Source organism: Pseudomonas hefeiensis (assembly GCF_030687835.1).
GTDB lineage: Bacteria > Pseudomonadota > Gammaproteobacteria > Pseudomonadales > Pseudomonadaceae > Aquipseudomonas > Aquipseudomonas hefeiensis.
In genome coordinates, this window is the sequence record NZ_CP117449.1 from 2718459 (window position 1) to 2745440 (window position 26982).

Annotated in this window: 23 protein-coding genes; 16 read left to right on the forward strand and 7 right to left on the reverse strand. The window is 58.1% G+C overall.

The window, feature by feature from the left end; translation table 11 throughout:
- Window positions 1-41 precede the first annotated feature (41 nt).
- From PSH57_RS11995 to PSH57_RS12015, 5 genes are all read left to right on the forward strand, one after another.
- A complete protein-coding gene (locus PSH57_RS11995; protein ID WP_305389699.1) occupies window positions 42-848 on the forward strand; it encodes an ABC transporter substrate-binding protein in 807 nt (268 codons plus the stop codon).
- An 11-nt stretch (window positions 849-859) separates the two neighbouring features.
- Entirely contained in the window at window positions 860-1636 is a 777-nt protein-coding gene (locus PSH57_RS12000; protein ID WP_305389700.1) for an amino acid ABC transporter permease, read from the forward strand.
- Between the two features lie 2 nt (window positions 1637-1638).
- Entirely contained in the window at window positions 1639-2418 is a 780-nt protein-coding gene (locus PSH57_RS12005) for an amino acid ABC transporter ATP-binding protein (RefSeq protein ID WP_305389701.1), read from the forward strand.
- Between the two features lie 77 nt (window positions 2419-2495).
- On the forward strand, window positions 2496-4106 hold the full coding sequence (locus PSH57_RS12010; protein ID WP_305389702.1) for a gamma-glutamyltransferase family protein: 1611 nt from the start codon (window positions 2496-2498) through the stop codon (window positions 4104-4106).
- Window positions 4107-4367: 261 nt separating this feature from the next.
- Window positions 4368-7262 carry a bifunctional diguanylate cyclase/phosphodiesterase gene (locus tag PSH57_RS12015; RefSeq protein ID WP_305389704.1) on the forward strand — a complete coding sequence of 965 codons (2895 nt, stop codon included), beginning with the start codon at window positions 4368-4370 and terminating at the stop codon, window positions 7260-7262.
- Window positions 7263-7268: 6 nt separating this feature from the next.
- On the opposite strand, the gene PSH57_RS12020 is transcribed toward PSH57_RS12015, so the two are convergent.
- Window positions 7269-8144, reverse strand: coding sequence for a LysR family transcriptional regulator (locus PSH57_RS12020; protein WP_305389705.1), 876 nt, complete (start codon window positions 8142-8144; stop codon window positions 7269-7271).
- A gap of 99 nt (window positions 8145-8243) precedes the next feature.
- On the opposite strand from PSH57_RS12020, the gene PSH57_RS12025 reads away from it, so the two are divergent.
- Both PSH57_RS12025 and dctA read left to right on the forward strand, forming a co-directional pair.
- Window positions 8244-9413, forward strand: coding sequence for a mandelate racemase/muconate lactonizing enzyme family protein (locus PSH57_RS12025; protein WP_305389706.1), 1170 nt, complete (start codon window positions 8244-8246; stop codon window positions 9411-9413).
- Window positions 9414-9515: 102 nt separating this feature from the next.
- The gene (dctA, locus tag PSH57_RS12030) at window positions 9516-10823 is read left to right on the forward strand and encodes a C4-dicarboxylate transporter DctA (RefSeq protein ID WP_305389707.1); all 1308 of its coding nucleotides are present in this window, start codon (window positions 9516-9518) and stop codon (window positions 10821-10823) included.
- An 88-nt stretch (window positions 10824-10911) separates the two neighbouring features.
- On the opposite strand, the gene PSH57_RS12035 is transcribed toward dctA, so the two are convergent.
- Window positions 10912-11802 (reverse strand): LysR family transcriptional regulator, encoded by an 891-nt coding sequence (locus tag PSH57_RS12035; protein ID WP_256228766.1) that lies wholly within the window; start codon window positions 11800-11802, stop codon window positions 10912-10914.
- Window positions 11803-11971: 169 nt separating this feature from the next.
- Between PSH57_RS12035 and PSH57_RS12040 the strand changes: the two genes are divergently transcribed.
- The 7 genes from PSH57_RS12040 (at window position 11972) to pstB (ending at window position 19756) form a co-directional block, all read left to right on the forward strand.
- Window positions 11972-13054 carry a 4-oxalomesaconate tautomerase gene (locus PSH57_RS12040; protein WP_305389708.1) on the forward strand — a complete coding sequence of 361 codons (1083 nt, stop codon included), beginning with the start codon at window positions 11972-11974 and terminating at the stop codon, window positions 13052-13054.
- A 56-nt stretch (window positions 13055-13110) separates the two neighbouring features.
- Window positions 13111-14415: a CitMHS family transporter gene (locus tag PSH57_RS12045; protein WP_107322843.1), complete on the forward strand. Its 1305-nt coding sequence runs from the start codon at window positions 13111-13113 to the stop codon at window positions 14413-14415.
- An 89-nt stretch (window positions 14416-14504) separates the two neighbouring features.
- Window positions 14505-15758 carry an OprD family porin gene (locus tag PSH57_RS12050; RefSeq protein ID WP_305389710.1) on the forward strand — a complete coding sequence of 418 codons (1254 nt, stop codon included), beginning with the start codon at window positions 14505-14507 and terminating at the stop codon, window positions 15756-15758.
- 257 nt (window positions 15759-16015) lie between these two features.
- Window positions 16016-17035 (forward strand): phosphate ABC transporter substrate-binding protein PstS, encoded by a 1020-nt coding sequence (gene pstS, locus PSH57_RS12055; RefSeq protein ID WP_305389711.1) that lies wholly within the window; start codon window positions 16016-16018, stop codon window positions 17033-17035.
- Between the two features lie 104 nt (window positions 17036-17139).
- Entirely contained in the window at window positions 17140-18108 is a 969-nt protein-coding gene (gene pstC, locus PSH57_RS12060; RefSeq protein ID WP_422766097.1) for a phosphate ABC transporter permease subunit PstC, read from the forward strand.
- Window positions 18105-18977: a phosphate ABC transporter permease PstA gene (gene pstA / locus PSH57_RS12065; protein ID WP_256228647.1), complete on the forward strand. Its 873-nt coding sequence runs from the start codon at window positions 18105-18107 to the stop codon at window positions 18975-18977. The genes pstC and pstA overlap by 4 nt, the downstream gene beginning before the upstream one ends.
- On the forward strand, window positions 18977-19756 hold the full coding sequence (gene pstB, locus PSH57_RS12070) for a phosphate ABC transporter ATP-binding protein PstB (RefSeq protein WP_305389713.1): 780 nt from the start codon (window positions 18977-18979) through the stop codon (window positions 19754-19756). Before pstA ends, pstB begins: the two co-directional genes overlap by 1 nt.
- Before the next feature lie 102 nt (window positions 19757-19858).
- On the opposite strand, the gene PSH57_RS12075 is transcribed toward pstB, so the two are convergent.
- Window positions 19859-20662, reverse strand: coding sequence for a helix-turn-helix transcriptional regulator (locus PSH57_RS12075; RefSeq protein WP_305389714.1), 804 nt, complete (start codon window positions 20660-20662; stop codon window positions 19859-19861).
- 97 nt (window positions 20663-20759) lie between these two features.
- Between PSH57_RS12075 and PSH57_RS12080 the strand changes: the two genes are divergently transcribed.
- Window positions 20760-21719: a threonine dehydratase gene (locus PSH57_RS12080; RefSeq protein ID WP_305389716.1), complete on the forward strand. Its 960-nt coding sequence runs from the start codon at window positions 20760-20762 to the stop codon at window positions 21717-21719.
- 141 nt (window positions 21720-21860) lie between these two features.
- Here the strand turns inward: PSH57_RS12080 and PSH57_RS12085 are convergent, their stop codons facing one another.
- A complete protein-coding gene (locus tag PSH57_RS12085) occupies window positions 21861-22517 on the reverse strand; it encodes a hydrolase (RefSeq protein ID WP_305389717.1) in 657 nt (218 codons plus the stop codon).
- Window positions 22518-22744: 227 nt separating this feature from the next.
- On the opposite strand from PSH57_RS12085, the gene PSH57_RS12090 reads away from it, so the two are divergent.
- The gene (locus PSH57_RS12090) at window positions 22745-23641 is read left to right on the forward strand and encodes a LysR family transcriptional regulator (protein ID WP_305389718.1); all 897 of its coding nucleotides are present in this window, start codon (window positions 22745-22747) and stop codon (window positions 23639-23641) included.
- Window positions 23642-23717: 76 nt separating this feature from the next.
- Here the strand turns inward: PSH57_RS12090 and gstA are convergent, their stop codons facing one another.
- From gstA to mhpT, 3 genes are all read right to left on the reverse strand, one after another.
- Window positions 23718-24323 (reverse strand): glutathione transferase GstA, encoded by a 606-nt coding sequence (gene gstA, locus PSH57_RS12095; RefSeq protein WP_305389719.1) that lies wholly within the window; start codon window positions 24321-24323, stop codon window positions 23718-23720.
- Between the two features lie 158 nt (window positions 24324-24481).
- Window positions 24482-25405: a LysR family transcriptional regulator gene (locus tag PSH57_RS12100; protein ID WP_305389720.1), complete on the reverse strand. Its 924-nt coding sequence runs from the start codon at window positions 25403-25405 to the stop codon at window positions 24482-24484.
- Window positions 25406-25602: 197 nt separating this feature from the next.
- Window positions 25603-26820 carry a 3-(3-hydroxy-phenyl)propionate transporter MhpT gene (gene mhpT / locus PSH57_RS12105; RefSeq protein WP_305389721.1) on the reverse strand — a complete coding sequence of 406 codons (1218 nt, stop codon included), beginning with the start codon at window positions 26818-26820 and terminating at the stop codon, window positions 25603-25605.
- Window positions 26821-26982: the final 162 nt, after the last annotated feature.

A 26982-nucleotide genomic window follows, 5' to 3' on the forward strand; every position in this document is an offset into this window, starting at 1 on the left:
TTGAGTACTGCCCGTTACTAACTGAACTGGAGTGTCTGGTCATGCATAAGCCTCGCCTGTTGGTTGCCGCCCTATCCTTGGGATTCTGTGCTCAGTGGGCGGTTGCCGCGCCCGTTGTTCCGGAGCGCTTGCTCAAGGTCGAAAAACTCGTCTATTGCTCCGGCATGGATTCGCCACCCCTGGTGTCCTTCGATGAAGCGCAGAAACCCAGGGGCTTGACCGTTGACCTGGGCCTGGAAATCGCCAAGCGCCTGGGCGACAAGAACGTTGAGTGGCGGGTGATTCCCTTTTCCGGACTGCTCCCGGCTTTGCTCGCCAAGCAGTGCGACATGATCGTCGACCAGTTGTTTGACAAGCCCGAGCGCCGCGAGGTGATCGATATCGTCAACTACATGTACTCCAGCCAGGCGGTGGTCGTGCCCAAGGGCAATCCGAAGACTCTCAAGACGCTGTCGGACCTGTCCGGACATAAAGTTGCGGTGCTCAACGGCTCCACCATCAAGACCTTGCTCGACGCCGAGAATGAAGCGCTGGCCAAGGCTGGCAAACCTGGGATGAAACTGGTGGTCTACAACACCGACACCGACGCTTTCCAGGCCTTGCGCATCAGCCAGGTCGATGCTTACGGCACCACGGTGGAAACCGCCGGTTATTACGCCGCCATGGCCCCCGATTTGTTCGAGGAAGGGGTGCCCGCCTTCAGCCGGATTCTTACCGGCCTGGGTATTCGCAAGGACGATGCGCAACTGACCGCCGCGGTGCAGCAGGTGATCAGCGACATGCGCAGCGATGGCAGCTACAGCCAGTTACTGAGCAAATGGCATGTCGCCAGTGACACTCTTGATTGAGGTGAGCGTTGATGAACTTCGATTGGGATGTGTTTTGGCAGTACCTGTTGCAGCCCAGTGATGTTTACCTCACCGGGCTCTGGCTGACCTGCGTGATCAGTGTGTTGGCGATGCTGCTGGGCTGCTTCCTGGGACTGGCCGCGGCGTTGCTACGGTTGTCGAGCAATCCGTTGCTGCATTTACCGGTGCGTTTTTATGTGTGGCTGATGCGCGGCACGCCGTTGCTGGTGCAGATTGTCTTTCTCTACACAGCACTGGCGGCAGGCGGGATTTTCCGCTTCGAAGACATCGACCTGTTCGGTCTGGTGATTCCCGGCAATATCCAGGCGGCGATCATTGCGCTGGGGCTCAACGAAGGTGCCTATATGGCCGAGATCATCCGGGCCGGCATCGGCGCGGTAGACAAGGGCCAGTACGAAGCCGGGCGTTCCCTGGGCATGACATTCGCCAAACTGATGCGCCGCATTGTCTTGCCCCAGGCGTTCCGGGTCATCGTCCCGCCGCTGGGCAACGAGTTCAACGTGATGCTCAAGAACACCACGTTGGTCAGTGTGATCGGCGTACAGGAACTGTTGCTCAGTACCCAGATGGTCACGTCGGCGACGTTCCGGGTGTTCGAGTTGTACCTGGTGGTGGCGATCTATTTCCTCTTGCTGACCACGCTCTGGGGCTTTTTCCAGCGCTGGCTGGAGGCCCGTTTCGGTCAATCGGACCGGCCCTCGTCACCACCGCCGGCGTCGACGCGGATGTTCGGTCGCAGCACCCTGAACCTGCTGAGGGCACGTTAACCATGGCGCACAAAAGTGAAGAGCTGATTATCGAGGCACTGGATGTTCACAAGTCCTTTGGCAACCTGCAGATCCTCAAAGGTATTTCCCTGCAAGTACGGCGCGGCGAAGTGGTGGTGCTGATCGGTGCCTCCGGCTCGGGCAAGACCACCTTTATCCGCTGCATCAATCTGCTGGAGGACATCCAGAGCGGGCGCATCCGCGTCAATGGCCGGGCCATGGGCTATCGCGAGCGGGCTGACGGCAGCCTGGTGCGCGATTCGGAGCGCAACATCGCCCGCCAGCGCCGGGACATCGGCATGGTGTTTCAGCGCTTCAACCTGTTCCCCCACATGACGGCCCTGGAGAACATCATCGAGGCGCCGATCCAGGTGCTCGGGATACCTCGCGCCGCAGCGCTGGAACAGGCCCGCAAGCTGCTGGAGCGGGTCGGCCTGGCGGACAAGGCCAACCATTACCCGTCGATGCTCTCCGGCGGGCAACAGCAACGGGTGGCGATTGCCCGTGCCCTGGCGATGAAACCCCAGGCCATGTTGTTCGACGAACCCACCAGCGCCCTCGACCCGGAAACCGTTGGCGAGGTGCTGCAAGTGATGAAAGCGTTGGCAGAGGAGGGCATGACCATGGTCGTGGTTACCCATGAAATGGGCTTTGCCCGCGAAGTGGCAGACCGTGTGGTGGTGCTGGACCAAGGTGAGCTCATCGAACAAGGCCCGCCGGAGCAGATCTTCAGTCACCCCACGCACCCTCGAACCCGGGCTTTCCTCAGTCGCGTGTTATGACCGTTTCACGGGTGTTCGCCCTGAGCCCCGTCAATTGAGTCCCGCCCATGAATCCTTGTGCTGAAGAGCCTTTTGCCATGCTGAAATTTTCTGCTCACGAGTACCCTTATCCGTCGCAACGCCAGAGCGTTTTTGCCCGCCGGGGCATGGTCGCCGCTTCCCAGCCCCTGGCTGCCCAGGCGGGCATCGAGATCATGCAAAAGGGCGGTAACGCCATTGATGCCGCTATCGCCACGGCGGCGGCGCTGACGGTGGTCGAGCCCACAGGTTGCGGCATCGGCGGCGATGCTTTTGCCTTGGTCTGGTGCAAAGGCCAATTGCACGGCCTCAACGGCAACGGTCACGCACCGGCTGCCTTGAGTATCGACGCGGTCAAGTCGGCGGGCCATGAACAGATGCCGCTCTATGGCTGGACGCCGGTAACCGTCCCGGGTTGCCCGTCGGCCTGGGCCGAGTTGTCGCAACGCTTCGGCAAGCTGCCCTTTGCCGTGTTGCTGCAGCCGGCGATCAGCCTGGCGCGGGACGGTTTTGCGCTGTCGCCGGTGGTTGCCCATCAATGGCAGATCGCTTTGAACGAATTCACGCCTCATCGTGATCAGGTCCTGGATGCCTGGTTCCAGACCTTTCTGATTGACGGTCGCGCGCCACGGGCCGGGGAAATTTTCCGCAACCCGGCCCAGGCCCGTACCCTTGAAGAATTGGCTGCCACCCGCTGCGAAAGCCTCTATCGCGGCGCCTTGGCCGCACGCCTGGATGCCCACTCCCGAGCCAGTGGCGGCTACCTTCGTGCCACGGACCTGCAGGATTATCGCGCTCAATGGGTGGCACCGATCCACGTCAGCTATCGAGGCGTCGATGTCTGGGAAATCCCGCCGAGCGGGCAGGGCCTGGTGGCCTTGATGGCGCTGAAAATACTGGAAGGCTTCAGCTTCGATCACCGCGACAGCCAGCAGACCTGGCATCGACAACTGGAGGCCATGAAGTTGGCCTACAGCGACGGCTTGCACTACATCACCGACCCTCTGCACATGCGCGTGGCGGTGGCTGACCTGTTGAGCGACGAGTACAGCGCCTTCCGTCGCGCCCAGATCAGCGAACAGGCCCAGGCGCCCAGACCCGGCGATCCCCACGCCAGCGGCACGGTGTACCTGGCGACGGCTGATGGCGAAGGCAACATGGTCTCGTTCATCCAGAGCAACTACCACGGATTTGGCTCCGGCGTGGTGCTGCCTGACAGCGGGATTGCCTTGCAGAATCGCGGACAGGAATTCAGCCTGGATCCGAGCCACGCCAATTGCCTGGCCCCGGGCAAGAAGACTTTTCACACCATCATCCCTGGTTTCCTCACCCAGAATGGCCAGGCTCTTGGCCCTTTCGGCGTGATGGGCGGCTACATGCAGCCCCAAGGTCATGTGCAGATGGTGATGAACCTGGTGGACTTCGGCCTGAACCCGCAGGCCGCGCTGGACGCTCCGCGCTGGCAGTGGCTTGGTGAGATGAAGGTTGGCATCGAACAGGGTGCCTCTGGCGACTTGGCCAATGCCTTGGCGCGACGCGGTCATGAAGTGCAGATCGCCAGTGACCTGACTGATTACGGACGAGGCCAAATCATCCTCCGCGACCCGGTCAGCGGTGTCCTGTGCGGCGGTACCGAGCCCAGGGCAGATTCCCATATTGCTGTGTGGTAGCCACGATTGCGCTATACAGAAACCGCCTGATGAACGGGCCGCGCTCGCAGGGACGCCCGGTGGCAGATGGCTGGGAAACCGGGATGACGAGCGCCGCCGCAGGCCACACTCAACGAGCGATGAACACACATTGCGTCGTGAAAACACTCAAGTGAATAAAACGATTGAAAAAACCCTCTAGACCCTATACACCGAAGGCTCACTGGCATATTGCCCGGCAATCAGTCATTCAATCTCGCCGTTGTGGCGCAGGGAGCGCTGATGAGTTTTCGCCCGTTGAGCGATCCCCCGCAGCAATCGAACCATTACGGTGTGGCAACTCACCTGCAAGAAAACCCGGATGAGGCCGGCGTGGCATACGCTGGCAACGAAGACGCGATCGAACAATTACTGGAATCAGCGCGCACCTGGACCCACACCACCCAGTGGGTGGTTTATCGTGCCGGTGAACAACTGCATCTGGTGGGGCAGGGCGACCCACGGGTGCAGTGGCCGGCAAGCGTTGTGAACGCAGAGTTCGAGACCTTCTGCCGGACCAGACGGTTGTGTCGCTGGCCGACCGGTCGGGGCGAAAGTGTGCTGGGTTGGCTACTGGCGCCAGTCACCGATGCCCAGGAACCAGCCCTCGCCGAGTTTGCCCGATGCTTGGGTATCCAGGTACAGACCAATACCCTGGCACGTGCCCAGATTACTCAGCGTGTGCTGTATGAAATTACCTACCTGGCCAGTTCCACCCGCGACCGCTCCGTGTTCCTGGTGGGGGTCCACCGGCTGCTCGCCAGCCTGATCGATGCCGAGAACTTTTATCTTGCGCTGTATGACCCGCACAGCGGAAAAATCGACTACCCGTACTACGTCGACATCATCGACGTCGATGCCGTGGAGTCCCAACACTACGAATACCTCGACCCTTCACATCTGTCGTTGACCGGCCAGGTGTTGACCACCGGTCAGCCGTTGCTGATCGACGCCGCAGGCATTTGCGCCGCTCAGGCCGAGGGCCGTTTCTACTGCGTGGGTGATCGTCCCGAATTCTGGATGGGCGCTGCGTTGAAAAATGCCGCCGATGAAGTGTTCGGCATGCTTGCCATGCAGGTCTACGACGTTGCGCGCATCTACAGCGCCGAAGACCGCGCGCTGTTTCTGGTGGTGGCCCGGCACGTGGCCATGGCGCTGGACCGGATTCTGCACCGTGAGGGCATGGAGGAGACGGTGATGCGTCGTACGCTGGAGCTGTCGGCAGTCAACGACGCGTTGAGACAGGAAGTGGCAGACCGAGAGCGCGCCGAACATCTGCAGAGCGCGCTATTTCAGATTACAGAACTGTCCAGCCAGCCTGGCGACATGGCGGAGCTTTTCCAAACCTTGCATGGCATTGTCGGTGATTTGCTGTTCGCGGAGAACTTCTACATCGCGCTGTTCGACGATGCCATCGGTGAAGTGACCTTTCCGTATTATGTCGATGAGCGCAGAACCACCCTGCCGGCGGCACGACGTGGGTGCCGGGGCCTGACCGAGTACGTGATCCGCCAGCGCCGTCCTTGTCTGATTGACCCTTTCGACGCTGATCGGTTGTCTGCGCAGGGTGAGCTCGAACTGGCCTACGAATCGGTCCGATTCCATTCCTGGCTGGGCATTCCGTTGTTCGATGGCGATGTGGTACGGGGTGTGCTGGCAGTGCAGAGCTATACCTCCCAGGTGCGCTACACCCTGCGCGATCAGGAACTGCTGACGTTCGTGTCACGGCACATTGATACGGCGTTGTCGCGCCGTACGGCCGCAGAAGCGATCCATGCCGCCAACCTCAAGCTCGAAGCCAGGGTGCAGGACCGCACCCGTGAACTGGATCACGCCAACGCCAAGCTGCAACACGAAAACGCCCACGATGCGCTGACCGGGCTGCCGAATCGCACCTACCTGCAGCAGCGCCTCAATCTGGCCTGGTCGCGGTTCGAGAACGAGGGTGGGCAACTGTCGGTGATGTTCATCGATCTCGACCGTTTCAAGATGGTCAACGACAGCTTCGGCCACCATTTTGGCGACCTGTTGTTGATGCAAGCCGCCCACCGCTTGCGCAGTTGCCTGCGAGACACCGACATGCTGGCCCGCCTGGGGGGCGATGAGTTTTCAGTGCTGGCGCCTGAGGCGACCCTGGAGGTGGTGATCGAAATTGCCGAGCGGATTCTGTCGGTATTCGATTTGCCGTTTTTCATCAATGGCCACGAAGTTTTTTCGTCTTGCAGTATCGGTATTGTCAGTGCCGACAGTCAGTTTCACCACGAGCCCGCTGACTTGCTGCGCGATGCCGATGCGGCGATGTACCGGGTCAAGAATGCCGGACGCGACAGTTACGCGGTGTTCAACCAGGAAGTGCGTCGTGAAGTCTCGGACCAGGTCGAGCGTGAGGGGGCCCTGCGCAATGCGCTCAAGCGTACCGACGAACTGCTGCCGTATTTCCAGCCGATTGTCAGCGTCGAAAGCGGCGAGCTGGTGGCCCTTGAAGCGCTGATCCGCTGGCATCAGCCGGGCGGCCGGATCATTGCGCCGGGCGAGTTTCTGCCCGATGTCGAGGGGTTGCGGCTGATCGGCCGACTGGACCTGTACATGCTTACCAGCGTCGCGGTGATCCTCGCACAACCCCCACACGCCAATTGGCCACCGGTGCATGTCAATTGCTCCAGCTACAGCATGACGCGCCCGGATTTTGCCGATGATGTGCTGGCACTGTTGGCACGCAACAACGTCGCGCCGTCGCGGATCTGCCTGGAGTTGACTGAAGGTGCGCTGGTGGCCGAGCCTGCCATCGCCCGACTGACCATGCAGCAATTGGCCGACAACGGCATGTCGGTGGTGCTCGATGACTTTGGCGCAGGGTTTTCATCCCTGAGCTATGTGCATCAATACCGTTTCAGCGGTTTGAAGATCGACAAGTCGTTCATTCTTGAACTGACCACCAGCCCGCGCAGTCGCGCGATCGTCCGGGCGATCGTGCGTATGGCCGAATCACTGGACCTTAGCGTGGTGGCCGAAGGTGTCGAAGATGAAGAGACGTTGCTCTTGCTGCGAGAGATGGGGGCAGGGCAGGCCCAAGGTTATTATTTTGCCAAGCCGATGGGGCTGGAGGCCTTGCTGGCGACTTCGCTGGTCGGTGGCTAGTTGGATCTATTGTCCCAGCTTGGCCCAGAACGCCTCGGCAGAGGGGCTGATTGGGGCGGTGGGACGGGTGAGATGAATTTCCAATGGAATATCCCAGCTTTCGTCGAGTGCCCTGACCAGCCGCCCATCAGCCATCTCCTGTTCTGTCAGGCTTTTGGGCAGCCACGCAACTCCCTTGCTTTCCAGGGCCATGGACATCAGCACTGCAGCAAGGTGACTGCTGAAAAGAGGTTTGAGGTGAAGGTAATCCTGCTTGCCATGGAGTCGGTGAGCAACGATGCGGCCAAGACCCGATTCTTGGGTGTATGCCAGGTAGGGCAGTGTTTCAGGTGAGTCGCCGAAATTGGCGGAGGCGCTTGCCAAGGGCACGAGTACATCCTCGCCAACTTTCTTGCCGATGAACTGATCAGGGGCGAGTAACGGTGGCACATCGGGATGGCGGTGGCACAGCAGAAACTGAACCTGGCCATGGATCAGCATCTGCTCACAGACAGCCATGCTATCTGAATGCAATTGCACCGCCTCGATTGGGGCACCGTTTTCCGCGCTTCTAAGCCACCGTGGAAAGAAGGTAAACGACAGGGAATGGGTTGCCGCGAACTGCAGCGATTTAGCGGCCATTCCGGCCACTTCCTGAGCTTCGTTGCGCATCCTGTACAAGCGTCTGGCCGCCTCCTGAGCGCTTGGCAAAACCTGCCTTCCAGCCTCGGTCAGGGTCGCTCCCTGAGGCGTGCGCACGAACAATTCCACCCCCATCCAGTTCTCCAGTGAGCGGACTCTGCGACTGAAGGCCGGCTGAGTAACGTGCCGTGCTTCGGCGGCACGAACAAAGCTGCCGTACTCCGCAAGTGCTGAAAAATCTTCTAGCCAGACGAGTTCCAAGGGCAATGCCTCCTGTGCATAGGGCGCGGCATTAATAGCATTGGGCGGGTGCCATCGCAAAGCATAACGTGAGGCTACAAACAACAAGAGGACCCCGTCATGCGCATCGTAGACATCCGCGAAAAAACTGTTTCCATTGCCTCCCCAATCGCTAACGCCTACATCGACTTTTCGAAAATGACCTGCTCGGTTGTCGCTGTCATCACGGATGTGATTCGCGATGGTAAACCTGTCATCGGCTACGGTTTCAACTCCAATGGTCGCTATGGCCAAGGCGCACTGATGCGTGATCGCTTCCTGGCGCGTATCACCGAAGCAGATCCAGAGTCTCTCATCGATCATGAGCACAACAACCTGGATCCGTTCGCCATCTGGAAAGCCCTGATGACCAACGAAAAGCCAGGTGGCCACGGCGAACGCTCCGTCGCAGTGGGCACCATTGACATGGCCGTATGGGATGCCGTTGCCAAGATTGAAGGCAAACCCCTGTATCGCCTGCTGGCTGACCGTTACCGTGACGGCGTGGCAGATGACAAAGTCTGGGTCTACGCCGCGGGCGGCTATTACTACCCCGGCAAAGACCAGACCAAGCTCAAGGCGGAAATGCAGAGCTATCTGGATCGTGGCTACGACGTGGTCAAGATGAAGATCGGTGCGGTGCCCCTGGACGAAGATATCCGTCGTATCGAAGCGGTACTTGAAGTGGTTGGGGACGGTCGTCGACTGGCGGTCGATGCCAATGGTCGCTTCGATCTGCAGACCGGTATTGCGTACGCAGAGGCCATCAAGAAGTACAACCTGTTCTGGTACGAAGAGGTTGGCGATCCGCTGGACTATGCGCTCCAGGCCGAGCTTGCAAATCACTATGAACTGCCGATGGCTACCGGTGAAAACCTGTTCTCCCATCAGGATGCCCGTAACCTGCTGCGCCACGGTGGCATGCGCCCTGATCGCGACTACCTGCAGTTTGACTGTGCGCTGTCCTACGGGCTCGTGGAGTACATGCGCACCCTGAAGGTGATGGAAAACATGGGTTGGTCTTCGCGCCGCGTCGTTCCCCATGGTGGTCACCAGATGTCCCTGAACATCGCAGCGGGTCTGCACCTGGGCGGTAACGAATCGTACCCTGATGTGTTCCAGCCTTTCGGTGGCTTCGCTGACGGAATTCGCGTGGAAAATGGCTACGTAGGTCTGCCGGATATTCCAGGTGTCGGCTTCGAAGCCAAGTCCGCTTTGTACGCAGTCATGCGTGAGTTGGGCGAAGGCTGATTCCCCCTCGATCTGCGGTCTCTGTGAAGAGGCCGCAGTGTCAGGCGTCATCCACTGACGCCAAGCCACATGCCCATCACAACAATAAAATGAGGTGCTTTCGTGGAAATCTCCAAATCCCGCTGGTATAGCCAGCTGTATGTGCAAGTGCTGCTCGGCATCGTGATCGGTGCTGCGATCGGTTACTTCGTGCCTGATATTGGAGCCAAGCTCCAACCCTTTGCCGATGGTTTCATCAAGCTGATCAAGATGCTGTTGGCGCCCATTATTTTCGGTACCGTCGTCGTGGGTATCGCCAAGATGGGCAGTATCAAAGAGGTCGGGCGCATTGGCGTAAAGGCGCTGATCTACTTTGAGATTCTTTCAACCATCGCCTTGGTCGTCGGCCTGATTGTGGTCAACGTCGTGAAGCCAGGCGTGGGCATGAACATCAATGCCAGCGCGCTCGATGCAAGCGCTATCAGCAAGTACAGTCACGCTGCCAGTCAGCAAGGCGGCACCATTGATTTCTTTCTCAACATCATCCCGCACACCTTCATGGGTGCGTTCTCCAATGGCGTCATGCTTCAGGTCATCCTGCTTTCGGTCTTGATGGGGGTTGCCCTGGTTCAAATGGGCGAAACCAGCAAGCCGCTGATCAACACCATTGATCTGTTCCTGCAGGGCCTGTTCAAGATCGTGGCAATGGTCATGCGCTTGGCGCCGATTGGTGCAGGCGCCGGTATGGCGTTCACCATTGGCAAGTACGGGATTGGCACCTTGCTGTCGCTCGGCCAGTTGCTGGTCGCGCTCTACATCACGACCTTGATTTTCATCGTGGTCGTGCTGGGTGCGGTTGCCCGATGGTCGGGTATGCCGTTGATGCAATTTCTGCGCTACTTCAAAGATGAAATTCTCATCACGCTTGGCACCTGCTCGACCGAAGCCGTGCTTCCTCGAATGATGGTGAAGCTTGAAAAACTGGGCTGCAAGAAATCAGTCGTGGGCATGGTGTTGCCAACGGGATACACATTCAATGCCGATGGCACCTGCATCTATCTCACCATGGCCGCCATCTTTATCGCCCAGGCGACTAATACGCCGCTGACTTTTATGGATCAGATGATTCTGCTCGGTGTATTCCTGCTGACGTCCAAGGGCTCGGCTGGCGTAGCGGGCGCGGGGTTCGTGACGCTTGCAGCTACGCTCACAACCATCCACTCCATACCTTTGACAGGTCTGGTCTTGCTGTTGGGCATCGACCGATTCCTCAACGAAGCACGGGCAGTGACCAACCTGATTGGTAACGGCATTGGCACTATCGCGATTGCCAAATGGGACAATTCCTTTGACGTCCAAGCCTGCGAGCGTGAGATAGCCGCAATGAAACACGAAAAGGCCGAACGCAAAGCGCTACTGGCGCAAAAGTAGTCCGCGCCGCTTCCGGGTCTCGGTGTTGCTGCCATTGGTAGGTTGGGCCTAAAGCTCGACTCCAGTTCTGATCATGGACACCGAAAAATCAGTGTTCCCATTGTTCAAGCAATATCGAGACAAATTTTTCCGCTGCCGGGGAGAGCGATGCGCCCCTTCGATAGACCAGGCCCAGCGATCGGTTTACCACCGGTTCAATCAACGGCACGCTGACCAATGTCGGATGATCCTCGGCCGGCATTGCCAGGCTGGGCATGGCCGACACCCCCAGGCCTGCCTCGACCAATCCCAACGACGTAGACAAGTGCTGCACTTCGTAGAACCACTGCGGACGCCAGCTCAAGCCCGATAATGCGTGGTCCAGCAGCATTCGGTTGCCGCTGAGACGACCGACACCGATCAGTCGGTAATCGCTGAGCTCAGACCAGCTTACCGAGCTGCGTCCGGCCAGTTCATGGTCGCGTCGACAAGCTAAAACGAAAGGTTCGTTGACCAATGGCACGAACTCGATATCCGGGTGCTGGCCACTCATCATATTGATACCGAAATCGGCTTCGCCACGCAGTACCGCCTCGAGCCCTTCGTTTGCACTGAGGTCGAGCAGGCGGATGCGGATTTTTGGGTAGCGCTCGTTATAGAGGCGGATCACTGAAGGCAGGAAATAGAAGGCAGCGGTGGGGATACAAGCCAAGGTCACCCGACCGATCTGGCGCTCGGCCAGTTCGCGAATGTTGAGAATCGAGTCGTCGAAATCATCCAGCAAACGCCGCGCCTTGGGCAAGAAATCGCGCCCGACGCTGGTCAGGCTGACCTTTCGGGTTGTGCGATCGAGCAAGGCTGTCCCCAGGCCTTCCTCCAGTTTTTTCATGCGTCGGCTAAGGGCCGGCTGAGAAAGATGCAGCGCATCGGCTGCTTCGTGGAAGCTGCCTAATTCAGCGATTTTCACGAAAGATCGTATGTCCTGAAGCTCGTATTCCATGTTCTTTCTCACTGGGGCAAGAGCAATGCGCCGGGAAATCATCGTAAATTAATTCATTCGTGAAACGCAATAATTGCTCTGATCTTTGCATTGGAAACACTTTTAAAACCCTGACACTCTTGTGTCCAGAACATCAATTATCCAGATTGATCAACAAGAGTTAGTGTTCATGCAGCGAATTCCTTGTGTGCTGATGCGCGGTGGTACCTCCAAAGGGCCCGTATTTCTTGCCTGGGATCTGCCCAGTGCCATCGCCGAACGTGATGAGCTGCTGCTCAACCTGATGGGGTCCGGCCATGAGCTGGAAATCGACGGCATCGGTGGCGGCAGCCCACAAACCAGCAAAGTGGCAATCGTCAGCCCATCGTTGCACCCTGACGCGGATGTCGACTATCTGTTCGTCCAGGTCATGGTTTCCCAGCGCCGGGTCGATACCGCACCCAACTGCGGCAATATGCTGTGCGCTGTCGGCCCGTTCGCCATCGAGCAGGGGCTGGTCAAGCCTGCCGGCGACCTGACCCGAGTGCGCATCCGCAACCTCAACACCGGGACTTTCGTAAATTCAGAGGTGCAAACCCCTGGGGGCAAGGTCAGCTATGAAGGGGACACTGCCATCGACGGCGTGCCTGGCACGGCGGCTCCGGTGCAACTGACCTTTCTGGATGCGGCTGGCAGCAAGACCGGCAAACTCTTCCCGACCGGGCAATCTCTGGATCTGATCGATGGCATCCCGGTGACCTGTATCGACATGGCGATGCCGATGCTGATCGTCGAGGCCGGTCAGCTGGGCAAGCGCGGCGATGAAAGTCCTGCCGAACTGGACGCCGATAAGGCGTTCCTGCAACGTCTGGAGTCCCTGCGACTCAAAGCCGGCCTGGCCATGGGCTTGGGTGATGTCAGTGACAAGGTCATCCCCAAGCCGGTGCTGGTGTCTCCTGCCAGGTCGGGCGGGACGGTCCAGGTGCGCTATTTCATGCCGCACAACTGTCACCGCGCCCTGGCGATCACTGGCTCCATCGGTCTGGCCACCGCTTGCGTGACCGAAGGCAGCGTAGTGGCGCAGTTGCTCGGCGGTATTAGCGAGCCACGTCTGCAGCAGGTTCGTATTGAACACCCAAGCGGCGGTATAGACGTCGTGCTGTCCTACACCGGCGAAAAGGGTGAGACCATTCGTGCCTCGGTGGTGCGTACCGCCCGCCGGCTTTTCTCAGGTTACGTCTACGCCACGGTTTCCCAACGCCTGGCCGGATAGCCCAGGCAGACTTCGTCATTGCATCAGCGACTCAATAACAACAAGAGATCTGACATATGCTCGCTTTACTTGGCTTGGCCATGGTGGTGGTCTTCACCTTTCTGATAATGACCAAACGTTTGTCACCGATCGTCGCTTTGACGGTGGTGCCAATAGTCTTTGCAGTGATCGGCGGTTTTGGCGGCACCACCGGCAAAATGATGCTGGACGGCCTGAAGATGGTCGCGCCGTCGGCGGCATTGCTGTTGTTCGCGATCCTGTTTTTCGGCCTGATGATCGACGCCGGTCTGTTCGACCCGCTGATCCGCAAGATCCTCAAGCGGGTCAACGGTGATCCGATGAAGATCGCAGTGGGCACTGCGCTGCTGTCGCTGTTGGTGGCGCTGGACGGTGACGGCACGACCACGTACATGATCACCTGTGCAGCGATGTTGCCGCTGTACAAGCGCATCGGCATGAACCCGATGATCCTGGCGACCATTTCCATGCTCTCGTTGAGCATCATGAGCGGCATGACGCCCTGGGGCGGCCCGGCGACCCGTGCGATCGCAGCGCTGGGCCTGGATGCCGGCGAGTATTTCGTACCTTTGCTGCCGACCATGATTGGCGGTGCGGTGTGGGTGGTGTTCACGGCGTTCCTGCTGGGGCGTGCCGAACGCAAGCGCATCGGCAACACCCATCTGCAAAGCGGTGGGGGTAACTGCTACATCAAGGCGATTATTGAAGACACGCCGCACAAGCGCCCGAAACTGGCCTACGTCAACCTGCTGCTGGTGACTGCAGTGATGGTTGCGCTGGTGATGGGCCTCATGCACTCGGCGATCCTGTTCCTGATCGGTTTTGTCCTGGCATTGATGATCAACTATCCGCAACTGGATATTCAGAAAGAACGAATCCTCGCTCATTCGGGCAACGCCATGACCGTGGTCCTGCTGGTGTTTGCCGCGGGGATCTTCGCCGGGATCTTCTCCGGGACGAAAATGGTCGATGCGCTGGCGCAAACCCTGGTCGACTGGATTCCGCCTTCCTGGGGCCATCTGTTCCCGCTGGTGGTTGCGATTACCAGCATGCCGCTGACCTTCGTATTGTCCAACGATGCCTACTACTTCGGTGTCGTGCCGATCCTGGCCAACGCGGCTGCGGCCTATGGTATTGATCCGGTCGAGATTGCACGGGCCTCCATTCTTGGCCAACCGGTACACCTGATGAGTCCGCTGGTGGCCTCGACCCTGCTGCTGGTCGGCATGGTGGACCGTGATCTGGGCGACTTCCAGAAAGCCACCGTGAAGTGGGCGGTGCTTACCTCCTTGGTCGTGACGGCGTTGGCACTGCTGACTGGGGCAATAAGTCTGTTCTCCTGATCACCCACGCCTCTTTAACTGCCTGACGCCCCACGCCAGTGGGGTGGACGGCTGCCTGCATTCCAAATAACAACAATGAGTAGTTTGATATGACCTCTGTTTATAACTGTGGAGCTTTATTGACGCTCCTGGCTTTGTTGCCGCTGGCCAATGCCAGTGCGCAAGGTTTTATCGACGACAGCAAACTTAAGCTGCAATTGCGCAATGTTTACATCAATGAAAATTTCCGCGATGAACATGGCATGAGTACGCGCGCGGCAAATACCGCCAAGAGCGAGCGAACCGAATGGGGCCAAGGCTTTTTGCTTGATTATCAGTCGGGATTCACGCCTGGCAGCCTCGGCCTGGGTATTGATGCTATGGGCCTGCTGGGGATCAAGCTCGACTCTGGCCGCGGTCGTAGCGGCACCGGCCTGCTGCCGTTGCATGATGACGGCCGTGCCGCCGATGAGTTTGCGAGCTTCGGGATGACCGCCAAGGCCCGATTTGCCAAGACCACCGTCAAATACGGTACGTTGCTCCCTAAAACGCCGGTGCTCATTTACAACGATTCCCGACTGCTGCCTCAGACCTACCAGGGCGGCCAGTTCACGAGCACCGACATTGACAACCTTAGCCTGACCGGCGGCTATCTTGATCGTTTCAAGTTGCGAGATTCGAGCGACAGTATGCCCATCGTGCCAGACGGCTATCGTGGCGATAAATCAGGGGATTTCAGTTACCTCGGTGCCGATTACAAGGTGGGCAAGACGATTCGCCTCAGCTACTTCTATGGCGAACTGGAGAACTTCTATCGTCAGAACTTCGCGGGTGTCCAGCATGATCTGCCGCTCGGCCCAGGCGTGCTGACCAGTGATCTGCGTTACTTCCGCAGTGTTGATAGCGGTTCTGCCTATGGCGGTAAAATCGACAACCATATGCTCAGCGGCCAACTGTCTTACGCTGTCGCAGGTCATACCGTAGGCGGCGGCTATCAAACACTGAAGGGCGACGCTGGACTGCCCTACATCAGCGGCGCGTCCGTTTATTCTTTCAGCAACGCAGGCATAGGCAAGTTCATAGAGGAAGACGAGAAGACATGGATGCTCAACTACGGTTACAACTTCGCCGCCCTGGGTGTTCCCGGCCTGACGTTCTCCACTCGTTACCTTAGCGGCGACGATGGAGCGTCCAACACCACCATCAAAGAGTGGGAGCGCGATGCTGAGCTGGCTTATGTGGTGCAACAGGGCTCCTTCAAAGGGTTGGGCGTGAAGCTGCGCAATTACGTCTACCGCTCTGAATTCTCGAGGGGACGGGACAGTAACCGGCTCTACCTTACCTACGATATCGCCCTTTGGTGATCGTTCGTCGCCCGCTTGATGGGGTGTTATGCGTCAGTTCCTCGGCAGTCGAAATGCGTTGCCTCTGTGCAGCGCGTAGAGCAACTGCCGTGGCACTTTTTCAGCCCCAAGGCGAGCACATTTTTATGAAATTAACTTAATTCAGAATGCTGCCATAACGCCAGAACTGTCATGGGACAGAAATATTTAAAGAATTAAATCGTCACTTCTCAGATAGGTGGGTACTTCCACTCACCCCCTTCAATTGAGGTGCTTTCGTGACGTTGCTGACAAAAAAAAGCCTTTCTGTCCTGCTCGCTTCTCTGTGCATAAGCGGTCTTGCCCATGCAACCGACGTAACAGGGGCAGGTTCCAGTTTCGTATATCCGGTCTTGGCCAAGTGGTCACAGGACTACGGCAAAAGCTCCAAAAACCGAATCAACTACCAGTCTATTGGCTCGGGCGGCGGTATCGCTCAGATCAAGGCTGCAACGGTAGATTTTGGTGCGTCCGACGCGCCGTTGTCTGCTGAGGATCTTAAAGCCAGTGGGCTGGGCCAGTTTCCAAGTGTGATTGGCGGGATCGTGCCGGTGATGAATATCGAGGGTATTTCGCCGGGCCAACTGAAGCTCGATGGTGAAACCCTGGCGAAAATTTACCTGGGTGAAATCACCGTCTGGAACGATCCGGCTGTCGTTGCCCTGAACCCCGGCATGAAATTGCCCGGCAGTAAAATCACCGTCGTTCACCGCTCGGACGGCTCTGGCACCTCCTATAACTTCACCAACTACCTCGCTAAAGTGAGTGATGGCTGGAAATCAAAAATCGGTTTCGGCACCACTGTGCCTTGGCCGGTCGGGGTAGGTGGCAAAGGTAACGAAGGCGTCAGCGCTTACGTCAAGCAAATCAAAAACTCAATCGGTTATGTTGAGTACGCCTACGCCCTGCAAAACAAGATGACTCACGCGCAGTTGAAAAACGCTTCCGGGAAATTCATTCAGCCCAATGCCAAAGCGTTCCAAGCGGCAGCCGACACGGCGGACTGGGCTAACGCCAAGGACTTCAACCTGATCATGACCAATGCACCTGGCGATAACGCATGGCCGATCACCGCGACGACCTGGATCATTATGTACAAACAGCCAAAAAATGCGGAGCAAAGCCAGGCCGCCTTCAACTTCTTTAAATGGTCACTGGAGAACGGCCAGCAACAAGCTTCGGCGCTGGACTATGTCGCCTTGCCTGATTCCTTGGTCAAGCGGATTGAAGGTTACTGGAAGTCTGATTTCGCCCATTGATTCAGCACCATCTCAACCACCCCTTCGTCAGGCAGGTTTTTGCCTGGCGAAGGGGTTTGTTTGTGAGCAGACGTATGATGAACGACACAGTCCAACCCCTGGCCATGACCCTGCGCACCAGCGATGTTGCGAGTGACAGGCGTGCGCATCTCGACCAGCGTCATGATCTCTGGTTCAAGCGTTCGATGCTGGCCGCCGCGATGCTGGTGTTGGTGCTTCTGGTGAGTATTGCAGCATCGACACTTTGGGGCGGCAGTCTTGCGCTCAAGACATTTGGCCTCGACTTTCTGACAAGCACGGATTGGGATGCGGTTAATAACCGCTTTGGTGCTTTGGTGCCGATTTACGGCACACTCGTGACGTCTTTTTTGGCATTGCTGATAGCAGTACCCATCAGCTTTGGCATCGCGATATTCCTTACCGAGTTAGCGCCGCCTTGGCTGCGCATGCCGGTCGCTTCGGCAGTTGAATTGCTCGCGGGAATCCCATCGATTATTTATGGCATGTGGGGCTTGTTCATTTTTGGCCCGTTCATGGCCGAATATCTATCGCCCTGGATCAATGATTATCTGGGCGAACTTCCGGTGGTTGGATCGCTGTTTCAGGGCCCTCCATTAGGTATCGGCATGCTGACCGCCGGCATCGTGCTGGCAATCATGATCATGCCTTTCATCACCTCCGTCATGCACGAGGTGTTCCGTAGCGTTCCCACAACCCTCAAAGAGTCTGCTTACGCGCTAGGCAGTACCACGTGGGAAGTGGTCTGGGACATCGTGCTGCCCTACACACGGTCTGCGGTGGTCGGCGGGATTTTTTTGGGGCTCGGGCGCGCATTGGGCGAGACCATGGCGGTAACGTTCGTATTGGGTAACGCTCAACAGTTCTCCGCTTCATTGCTGATGCCCAGCAGTTCCATCGCTTCGGTCATCGCCAACGAGTTCAGCGAAGCCTATACCGACCTGCATCGCTCCGCGCTCATCGCGCTGGGTTTCTTGTTGTTCGTCGTCACTTTCATCGTATTGGCGTTAGCGCGACTCCTGCTTATGCGGCTTTCACGCAAGGAGGGTCTATGACGGGTAATGAACGGCTTTACCGGATGCGCGCCTTCAAGAATCGGTTTGCAATGCTGCTCAGTTGTGGCGCCACGGCCTTCGGTCTCATCTGGCTGATCTGGATTCTGATGACCACGGTGATCAACGGATTTGAGGCACTGAATCTTCATCTGTTTACTCAGATGACGCCGCCACCCGGTACGCAGGGCGGTCTGGCGAATGCGTTCTATGGCAGCGCGCTGATGTCCGCGATTGCCCTTTTGATCGGGACACCCATTGGGTTGATGGCAGGCATCTGGCTTGCGGAGTTCGCCCGACACTCGCGCCTGGGAACCACGGTCCGTTTCATTAACGACATTCTACTTTCAGCCCCCTCCATTGTTCTGGGACTGTTCATTTACACCGGCGTAGTCCTGCCGTTAAACGTGCTGACTAACCATCAGGTCGGTTTTTCCGCAATCGCCGGTGCTCTGGCATTGGCGCTGTTGGTGATTCCAGTCGTCGTGCGGACAACTGATGAAATGCTCCAACTGCAACCCTCAACGATGCGCGAAGCGGCGCTGGCGCTGGGCGTTCCGCAATGGAAGTTGACCCTGCAGATTGTGCTGCGATCAGCCAAGGCCGGTGTGGTAACCGGGATCCTGCTTGCCCTGGCCAGAATTACCGGTGAAACAGCGCCGCTACTGTTTACGGCCTTCGGCAACCAGTTCTGGAGCAGCAATGTTCTTAAGCCGATTGCCAGCGTTCCTGTGGTGATTTTCCAGTACGCGATGAGCCCGTTCGATGACTGGCACGCTCTGGCATGGGCCGGAGCATTGGTGCTGACACTCTTTGTGCTGGTGCTCAGCTTGCTGTCCCGTTTGATCCTTTTGCGCAATAGGTTGACCTGATGAATAGCCGTGACGTTGCCAACCAGAACACTAAAATTCGCGTGCGTGACCTGGAGTTTTTTTACAATAACCAGCGCTCGCTCAAGTCCATCGACATGGATATTCCAGAAAAACGCATCACCGCAATCATCGGGCCCTCGGGGTGCGGGAAGTCGACGCTGTTACGGGTTTTCAACCGGATTTACGCCATGTACCCAAAGCAGGAAGCGCGCGGCGAGGTGATGCTCAACGGCGAGAACATTCTCGCTCCCGGTTACTCCATGAATCGCCTACGTAGCCATGTCGGAATGGTATTTCAGAAACCGGTGCCTTTTCCGATGTCCATTTACGACAACGTCGCCTACGCCGTGCGCCACCACGAACAACTCTCCCGCCGAGAGATGGATGAGCGTGTGGAACAAGCCTTGAATGGGGCCGCGTTGTGGGACGAGGTGAAGGATAAGCTCAAGCAGAGCGCACAGAGCCTGTCGGGTGGTCAGCAGCAGCGCCTGTGCATAGCGCGCACTATCGCCTTGCGACCACAAGTATTACTTCTGGATGAACCCACCTCCGCGCTTGATCCGATTTCCACCGGACGCATTGAGCAGTTGATCACCGAACTGAAGGAGCACTACACCGTTATCATCGTGACCCACAACATGCAGCAAGCGGCACGCGTTTCGGACTACACGGCTTTTATGTTCATGGGCGACCTGATTGAGCATGATGTCACCGACGCCATCTTCACCACGCCACAAAGGAAACAGACCGAGGACTACATCACCGGTCGTTTTGGATGATCATGCTTCGTCAGCACTGGCGACAGTTTCTGAGGCTGATGCACCGACCAATCGCAGGTGCCTCTCGGTTGGCCCTTATTATCGCCGTTAGCCGCGTTGAGCTCAGCGCAACTGCATCGGGCTCACCCCGAGCCGTTGCTTGAACGTGGTTGCCATGTGCGCCTGGGAATTGAACCCGCAGGCGAGGGCGATTTCCGAGAGCCTGGCGGTGGAATCACGCATCAGTGCTCGGGCCTTGGCCAAACGCCGGTCGATCAGGTAGCTGTGCGGGCTTTTCCCCGTCGCGAGCCTGAAGGCCCGCATGAAATATCCTTCGGACAACCCAAGCAGGCCTGCCATTGCCGATACCCCCAGCGGCCCGTCAAGACTCGCCTCGATAAACTCATCAAGCAAGCGCATGCGCCGGGGGGTGATAGCGCCTTGGCACGGTGTCGACAACGCCGCGTCACCCGTCGCCCGTTGCGCCAGTGCCAAGGCCCAGGTTTCCCAGTCATCTTCCACGCAGGCACGTAACAGCGCGCCGCGCATTCGCAGCGCGAGGTGAATGGCCTGCTGATCAATGCGATTGTTGAATGGGCGATCCCCCGTCAGGAGGATACCGTCAGTACGGGCTATGCGCAGGTATTCACCGCCCATCAAGGATTCAGAAAACACGTCGCAGCCAGCGGGAACGAATGCCAGGCCGTTGGGCATGGCCTCGAAAGGATGCACCCGGTCGCTGCCCAAGGCGTGCACGCCGCGCTGGCTGTCGAAGGCAAAACCGATCGAGGCCTGGGTCGCCACATAGCGGGTCGAATAAGCGGCGCTGGGTAATAATTCGATCGCCCAGGTCCCGGTCTCGACACGACGGACCGGTTCAGACAAGAGCGATGGCTGTAGGCGGTTTCGATGGTTCATGAGGGTCATAGTAGTGAAGAAACGGCGCAAAAGTCAGGTCGGTTTTTTGAAAGCCGTCCCACGGCGGCGATGTCTAGACTGGGTAACCACTCAGGGAGATAACTTCATGCACCGACTGACTCGTGACGACATAGAACAGGCGGCTCGCCATGTTTACCAGGTGATGCCTGCCACCGCCCAATATTCCTGGCCATTGCTGGCTCAGCGGCTGGGTTGCACGGTGTGGGTCAAGCACGAGAACCACACCCCCACCGGCGCTTTCAAGATACGCGGCGGTATCACCTTCATGCATTGGCTCAAGCGTGAACATCCCGGTGCAAAGGGCATTGTCACCGCCACCCGCGGCAATCATGGCCAGAGCCTGGCGCTGGCGGCGAGCGCGCTGGGTTTGAAGGCGTTGATTGTCGTGCCGCAGGGCAACTCGGTGGAAAAGAACAATGCCATGCGCGGCTTTGGTGGCGAAGTCATTGAGTGGGGACGAGATTTTGATGAGGCCCGTGAAGAGGCCGCCCGTTTGGCACAAGAGCATGACCTGTTCCTGGTGCCACCGTTTCACACGGAACTGGTCAAAGGCGTGGCCACTTACGCCCTGGAGCTGTTCACGGCCGCGCCGCATCTCGATACTGTCTATGTACCGATTGGCTGCGGGTCGGGCATTTGTGGCGTGATCGCCGCCCGCGACGCGTTGGGCCTGAAAACCCAGGTGGTGGGCGTGGTGTCCAGTGAAGCCGCGGCCGCAAAATTGTCTTTTGAGGCGGGCGAAATACACGAAACCGCCTCGGCAAATACCTTTGCTGATGGCCTGGCCGTGCGCAAACCGATTCCCGCAGCCTTCGCTATCTACGCAGCCGGGGCCGCACGGATCGTCGCGGTCAGCGAGCAGGAAATTGCCGAGGCCATGCGCGTCTATTACACCGACACCCATAACCTCGCCGAAGGGGCCGGGGCCGCCGCCTTGGCAGCGCTTATTCAGGAGCGTGAAGCCCGGGCGGGGGAAACAGTGGGAGTGATTCTGTCGGGTGGCAATGTCGACCGGTCGGTGTATGCGGGAGTGATCGGGGAATAACGGACGTGCCGGGAGCGAGAGTTGGTCAGGCGGGACTGTCAGGTTTTTGTGGGTGGGGCGGTGACGGCCTGCCATCAGGCATGACCTACGCTAAATAATTAAGGTGGTGCCCGCAACTGCGGGCACTACCTTCTTCACGTATCAACTGTTTGAGGCGTTCCTGGTTCTTTGCTCAACGGCCTTTTCGGCATTAAAACCGTCGGCGTTTTCGAACACGCCCATGAAGCCGGGGATAGTCGACTCGCGTGACCAATCGCGCTGCAGCTCGCAGTACATCTGCACACGGCTGATGAGTTTCGCACCTGCCTGCTCGATTCGGCGTAGGGCTGCCTCGTGCGCTGCGGGCGATGTGCCGCCGACTGCGTCGACCGGCACATAAACCTCATAACCTTCCTGAATCGCGTCCAGTACAGGGAACGTCAAACAGGCTTCAGTCCAGAGCGCGGTCATGATGAGCTTCCGGCGGCCGATTGCTTTGACCGCCTGCTTGAACTCGGTGTCCTCCCAGCTGTTGATTGAGGTGCGGTCATAGGTTGGTAGATGGCCGAGTACGTCCTGCAGTTCTCGAATCGGCGGCTTGTTGCGGCCGGTTGCCACGTTGACTGTCGAATGAATGATAGGAAGGTTGTAGTTGACGGCCGCCTTTGCAACGCTTGTTATGTTGAAAACGAGCTCGTCGCGGGACATCGAGCGGATTGAGGAGACCTGGATTGGCTGATAATCGATGATGATTAGCGCCGAATTCTCAGGTGACAATAGGTGGTCGGTATGGGGGTTGCGGAGAGTCTCGCTTGCCATTTTTAGGTCCTGTACTCAGTTGTTATGCACGTGCGTCGCAGGGCCAGGGCACGTTCGGAAGGACCGGCATGGCCGTGACGACGCCTCTACTGATGTTGTTAGTGGATTGGGTTTTCCAGGAGCGCCAGTGGCGACGTTGCCAGGAAGCGAGGATTATGCTGTTCCCATTTTCGACGCAGTAGTAGCATCACGAGGCTAGCTGTGTCGCACAAAGAGGAACGCTGCCTTTGGATATTGAAGAGCTGCAAACATTCGTGGAAGTGGCTGACGCTGGGGGCGTTTCGCCGGCGGCGCTCCGGCTTGGCGTGTCCAAGTCGATCGTCAGCCGCAGGCTCGCCCGGCTTGAGGCAGAACTGGGCATCCAGTTGCTTGCACGATCCACCCGCGGGGCCGCCCTCACTGAAGCCGGGGCCACGTTCCGGGATTATGCGGCCAGGGTCTGCGCCGAAATCGAGACAGCCAGAGAAACGATCCTGCCGACTGGCGCCCTTCGTGGTCGCTTACGCGTCGCGGCGCCGCTGTCTTTTGGCCCTACCCATTTCGCGCCCATGCTCGCGCAAATGGCAAGCCGCCACCCCGAGCTTCATATCCAGACCTGCTACAGCGACCGCTTCGTTGATCTCATTGCCGAGGGGTTCGATTGTGCGATACGAGTCGGGTATCTCCCGGATTCCAACTTGATCGCGAGAAAAATCGGCCCGATTTACACCAAGCTCGTCGCGAGTCCAAGCTACATAAAAGCGCATGGGGCACCAGAGACGCCGGAGGAACTCATTGCCCATGAGGCTCTCCTGCAAGGTACCGAAGCGTGGCAATTCATGAATGGTGACAAGGTCATCACGGCTCGGCCGCAGGGCCGCTTCAAGGCGGACAACGGCATCGCGCTCGTGGCTGCCGCAACCGCAGGACTCGGAGTCGCGTATCTACCGGATTGCCTGACTTATGAACATGTGAGCTCAGGGGCACTCGTGCCGATCATGACCCGGTATCCACCACCCCCGGCAGGTGTATACGTGGTCCGTCCGCCAGGCCAGCATCCCGCACGGAAGATACGAATGCTCACAGAACTTCTGATCGAGTCTTTCGGTCAGTCTCCGCACTTTGCAGGACCTGCCCGTATCTGATCAAACACCTGACTTGGCGTGAACGCCGGTGGCGGGCGGTCCGCTGTCGGCCGCGAAAGCGGGCGAGAGTGTCAGGCTAATAGTGCGCTCTCTCCGCCGCAATGGCGGCTCGGACGCTGGGGCGTGCCTCGATCCGCGCCATGAACGCCGCCAGCACTGGCCACTCCTGAATATCCATATCGAAAAACGGCAGCCACTTGAGGACGGTGAACAAATAGCTGTCGGCCAGGCCAAAGGTGCCCATCAAGTAATCCTGCTGTCTCAGCGACCCGGTCAGGTAATCGAAACGTTTGAAGAGCTTTTGTTTGAAAATGGCTTTGATTGACTCTGGAATGTCGGCATTGAACAGTGGCGTACAACCGCTGTGAATTTCAGAGGTAATGAAGTTCAACCATTCCTGCAGACGGACCCGTTCCCAGGTGCCATTGGCCGGTGCCAGTGCATTACCCGGCACGAGATCGGCCAGGTACTGAACAATGGCGGGCCCCTCTGTGAGCACGTTACCGTTATCCAGCACCAAAGCGGCGACATAACCCTTGGGGTTTATATCCAGGAAGTTCAATCCGTCAGCGGTTTGCTTGGTTCGGTTGTCGACCCGGACCAACTCAAAGGCGATGTTCAATTCCCGCAGCACGATGTGAGGAGACAGTGAGCAAGTCATGGGGGCAAAGTACAGTTTCATGGTGTCTCCAGATGAACGAGTAAACGCTAGCCCAGCGTGGTGCCTCAAAAATTGCAATGAGAGCGGCTGTAAGTCACGGTTTAGACATTCTGGAGTCACATGAGGATTCGGTAAAATTAGAATCCTAAGCATCCATCATTAGGTGTTCTTATGTTGGCTCAGGCGACTTGGGACTGGGCACTGCGCACTGTCATGGGGATCTGAGTGCTCAATGTCGACTTCCTTACTTCATTCAAGAAAGCCTGTGCCGATGGCGAACATTCACCGGCCGGTGAGCAGACCAGGCCGAACTCGCGATAAATCGGAGTGCTGAGTTCAAAAACGCGTATACCCCTTCGATCAAGTGGCAGGGTAGAGGCGGGAACGATCGATATCCCCATGCCGTCACTGATCAGCGCGAACGCGGACGCCCAGTCACGCACGGTTATTTTCACGTCCGTGAGGCTCAAGCCCTCTTGCTCGACCAATGACTGACCGTTGAGACGGCAACCACCCGTAGCAAGGACGAAGGGCTCATCCACCAGTTCCTCCAGGCTTACTGAGCTGGCCGAGGACCTTCTCGCCAAGTCGTGAGTCGCGGGTACTGCGGCGACCCAGGAATCGCGTCCCAACAATAAAGCGCCGCGCTCATGGCAAGGGTTCATCACCACTCCCAGGTCGATGCTGTTGTTGGATAGCCATTGCTCCACCTCCTCATCGGTGCCTTCCAGGGATACGATTTCGATGCCTGGATGCAGCCGACTGAAGCTCTGCAGCAAAGCAGGTAGCAAAGAAGCGAACACTGACGGGAAACTGGCCAGTTTGATTCGTCCGAGGGATCCTCGAGAGGCGTCCACCAGATTCTGGATGGATTCGAACTCGCTCAGCATGCGCCGTGCCCGATCAATAATTTGCTGTCCTATCGCCGTCACTGTGGTTTGGCGGCGATCACGCACAAACACCTTCACGCCCAGTGCTTCCTCCATTTGGGTGAGGGCTTGGCTGGCGCCCGATTGGGTAATGCCATAGCGTTCGGCAGCACGGGAGACGTTTTTCGAGTCGGCAACGGCAACCAATAGGCGCCAGTGCATCAGGTTCATCATTTCAGTTGCTCCGCTTCTGCTCGAATAATCGATCCTGATTGTACGCAGCGCGAGCGCACTCTCAGGATCAAACGCTCTCCACTCACATGAGGTTTGGAGATTGAGCGCAAGCTTGTCAACTGAATGTGCCCGCAAACCCTCAAGAAGACCCTACTGCCCCGGAAAACCCGCTTACGCACTCAGATGCACCACTAACCTCAGGCCTTGGCCTTGCTCATCGCCACGTTCAACGGAGCCGAGCGGGCAATGACGCTGATGATTGTCAATGCCGCAATCACCAAACCGGGTGAAGTGGCCAGCAAGACACCGGTGGTGCCGGCTCCGGCCGCCAGAATCTGCCCGGCCGCCAAGGGGCCGGCCACCGAGCCTAAACGACCGATCGCTACCGCTGCGCCGACGCCGGTGGCGCGCACCGACGTTGGATAGGAGGGTGGGGCCAGGGCATAAAGCACCAATTGCGCAGCCATCACAAACAACCCGGCTGCAAAACCGGCAGTGGCCATGGGGATGATGCCCACGGACAGGCCAACCCCGCCCAGCGCTGCCAGTAACCCGGTATACACAAACAGCACCACCTTGATGCCGTTGCAGCGATCCAGCAGCAGGCCGCCGAGCAGGGAGCCAAGGGCGCCGCCGATATTGAAGAGCATCTGTACCAGGCCTGCCTGGGGTTTACTGAAGCCCTGTTCCAGCAGCAGCGAGGGCAGCCAGTTGAGCAACATGTACATCACGGTCAGGGTGAAGAAGTAGCTCAACCATAACGCCAGGGTAACGCGGGCGCGACCTTCGCCGAACAAGGCCTGGCCGGTTGAAGTGCGTGTCGGGTTGACGCTGTTTTGTTGTTGACGAAACGCGCTGGATTCGGGCAGCAGCACCATCATCAGCGGCACCACCAGCAACGGCGCGAGGCCGCCGATGATGAAGGTCGTTTGCCAATGTTCGGGAAACAGCATGGCGACCACCGCCGCCAGTGCCCCACCCAGTGGCACGCCGGCATACATGATGCTGATAGCCGTACCGCGACGTTGCTCTCCCACGGCTTCGGCACACAGGGCGATCAGGTTGGGCAGGGCGGCGCCCAGGCCCAGGCCTGTCATGAAGCGCACCAGCAGCAGGCTGGAGAAAGAGCCGACGTAGGCGGTGCTGAGTGAGAACACGCCAAACAGCAACACCGCTACGATCAGGATTTTCTTGCGACCGATGCGATCGGCAATCCAGCCGCCGAAGAACGCGCCCGGCAGCAAACCGATGATGCCGGCGCTGAACACCCATCCCATCATTTTCGGGTCCAAGGCAAATGTCTGACGCAGCCCCGCGGCGGCCGTGCCGGCAGCTTGCAGGTCAAAGCCTTCAATCAGAGCGACGATAAAACACAGGGCAATGGTCAGCGTCGTGCGACGTGATGGAGTGTCCATGGCAAACCTCTTTATTGTTTTTGTGAGTGTGCTGACGGGGGCACGCAGGCTTGCTCGCATCCAGTAATGCCAAGCCGCAATTAAGATTAACAAAGATAACTAAAAAATGAACACTCATGAAAAATGTCCGAGCTAATCGTAATAAACCTATTTAAATCAATA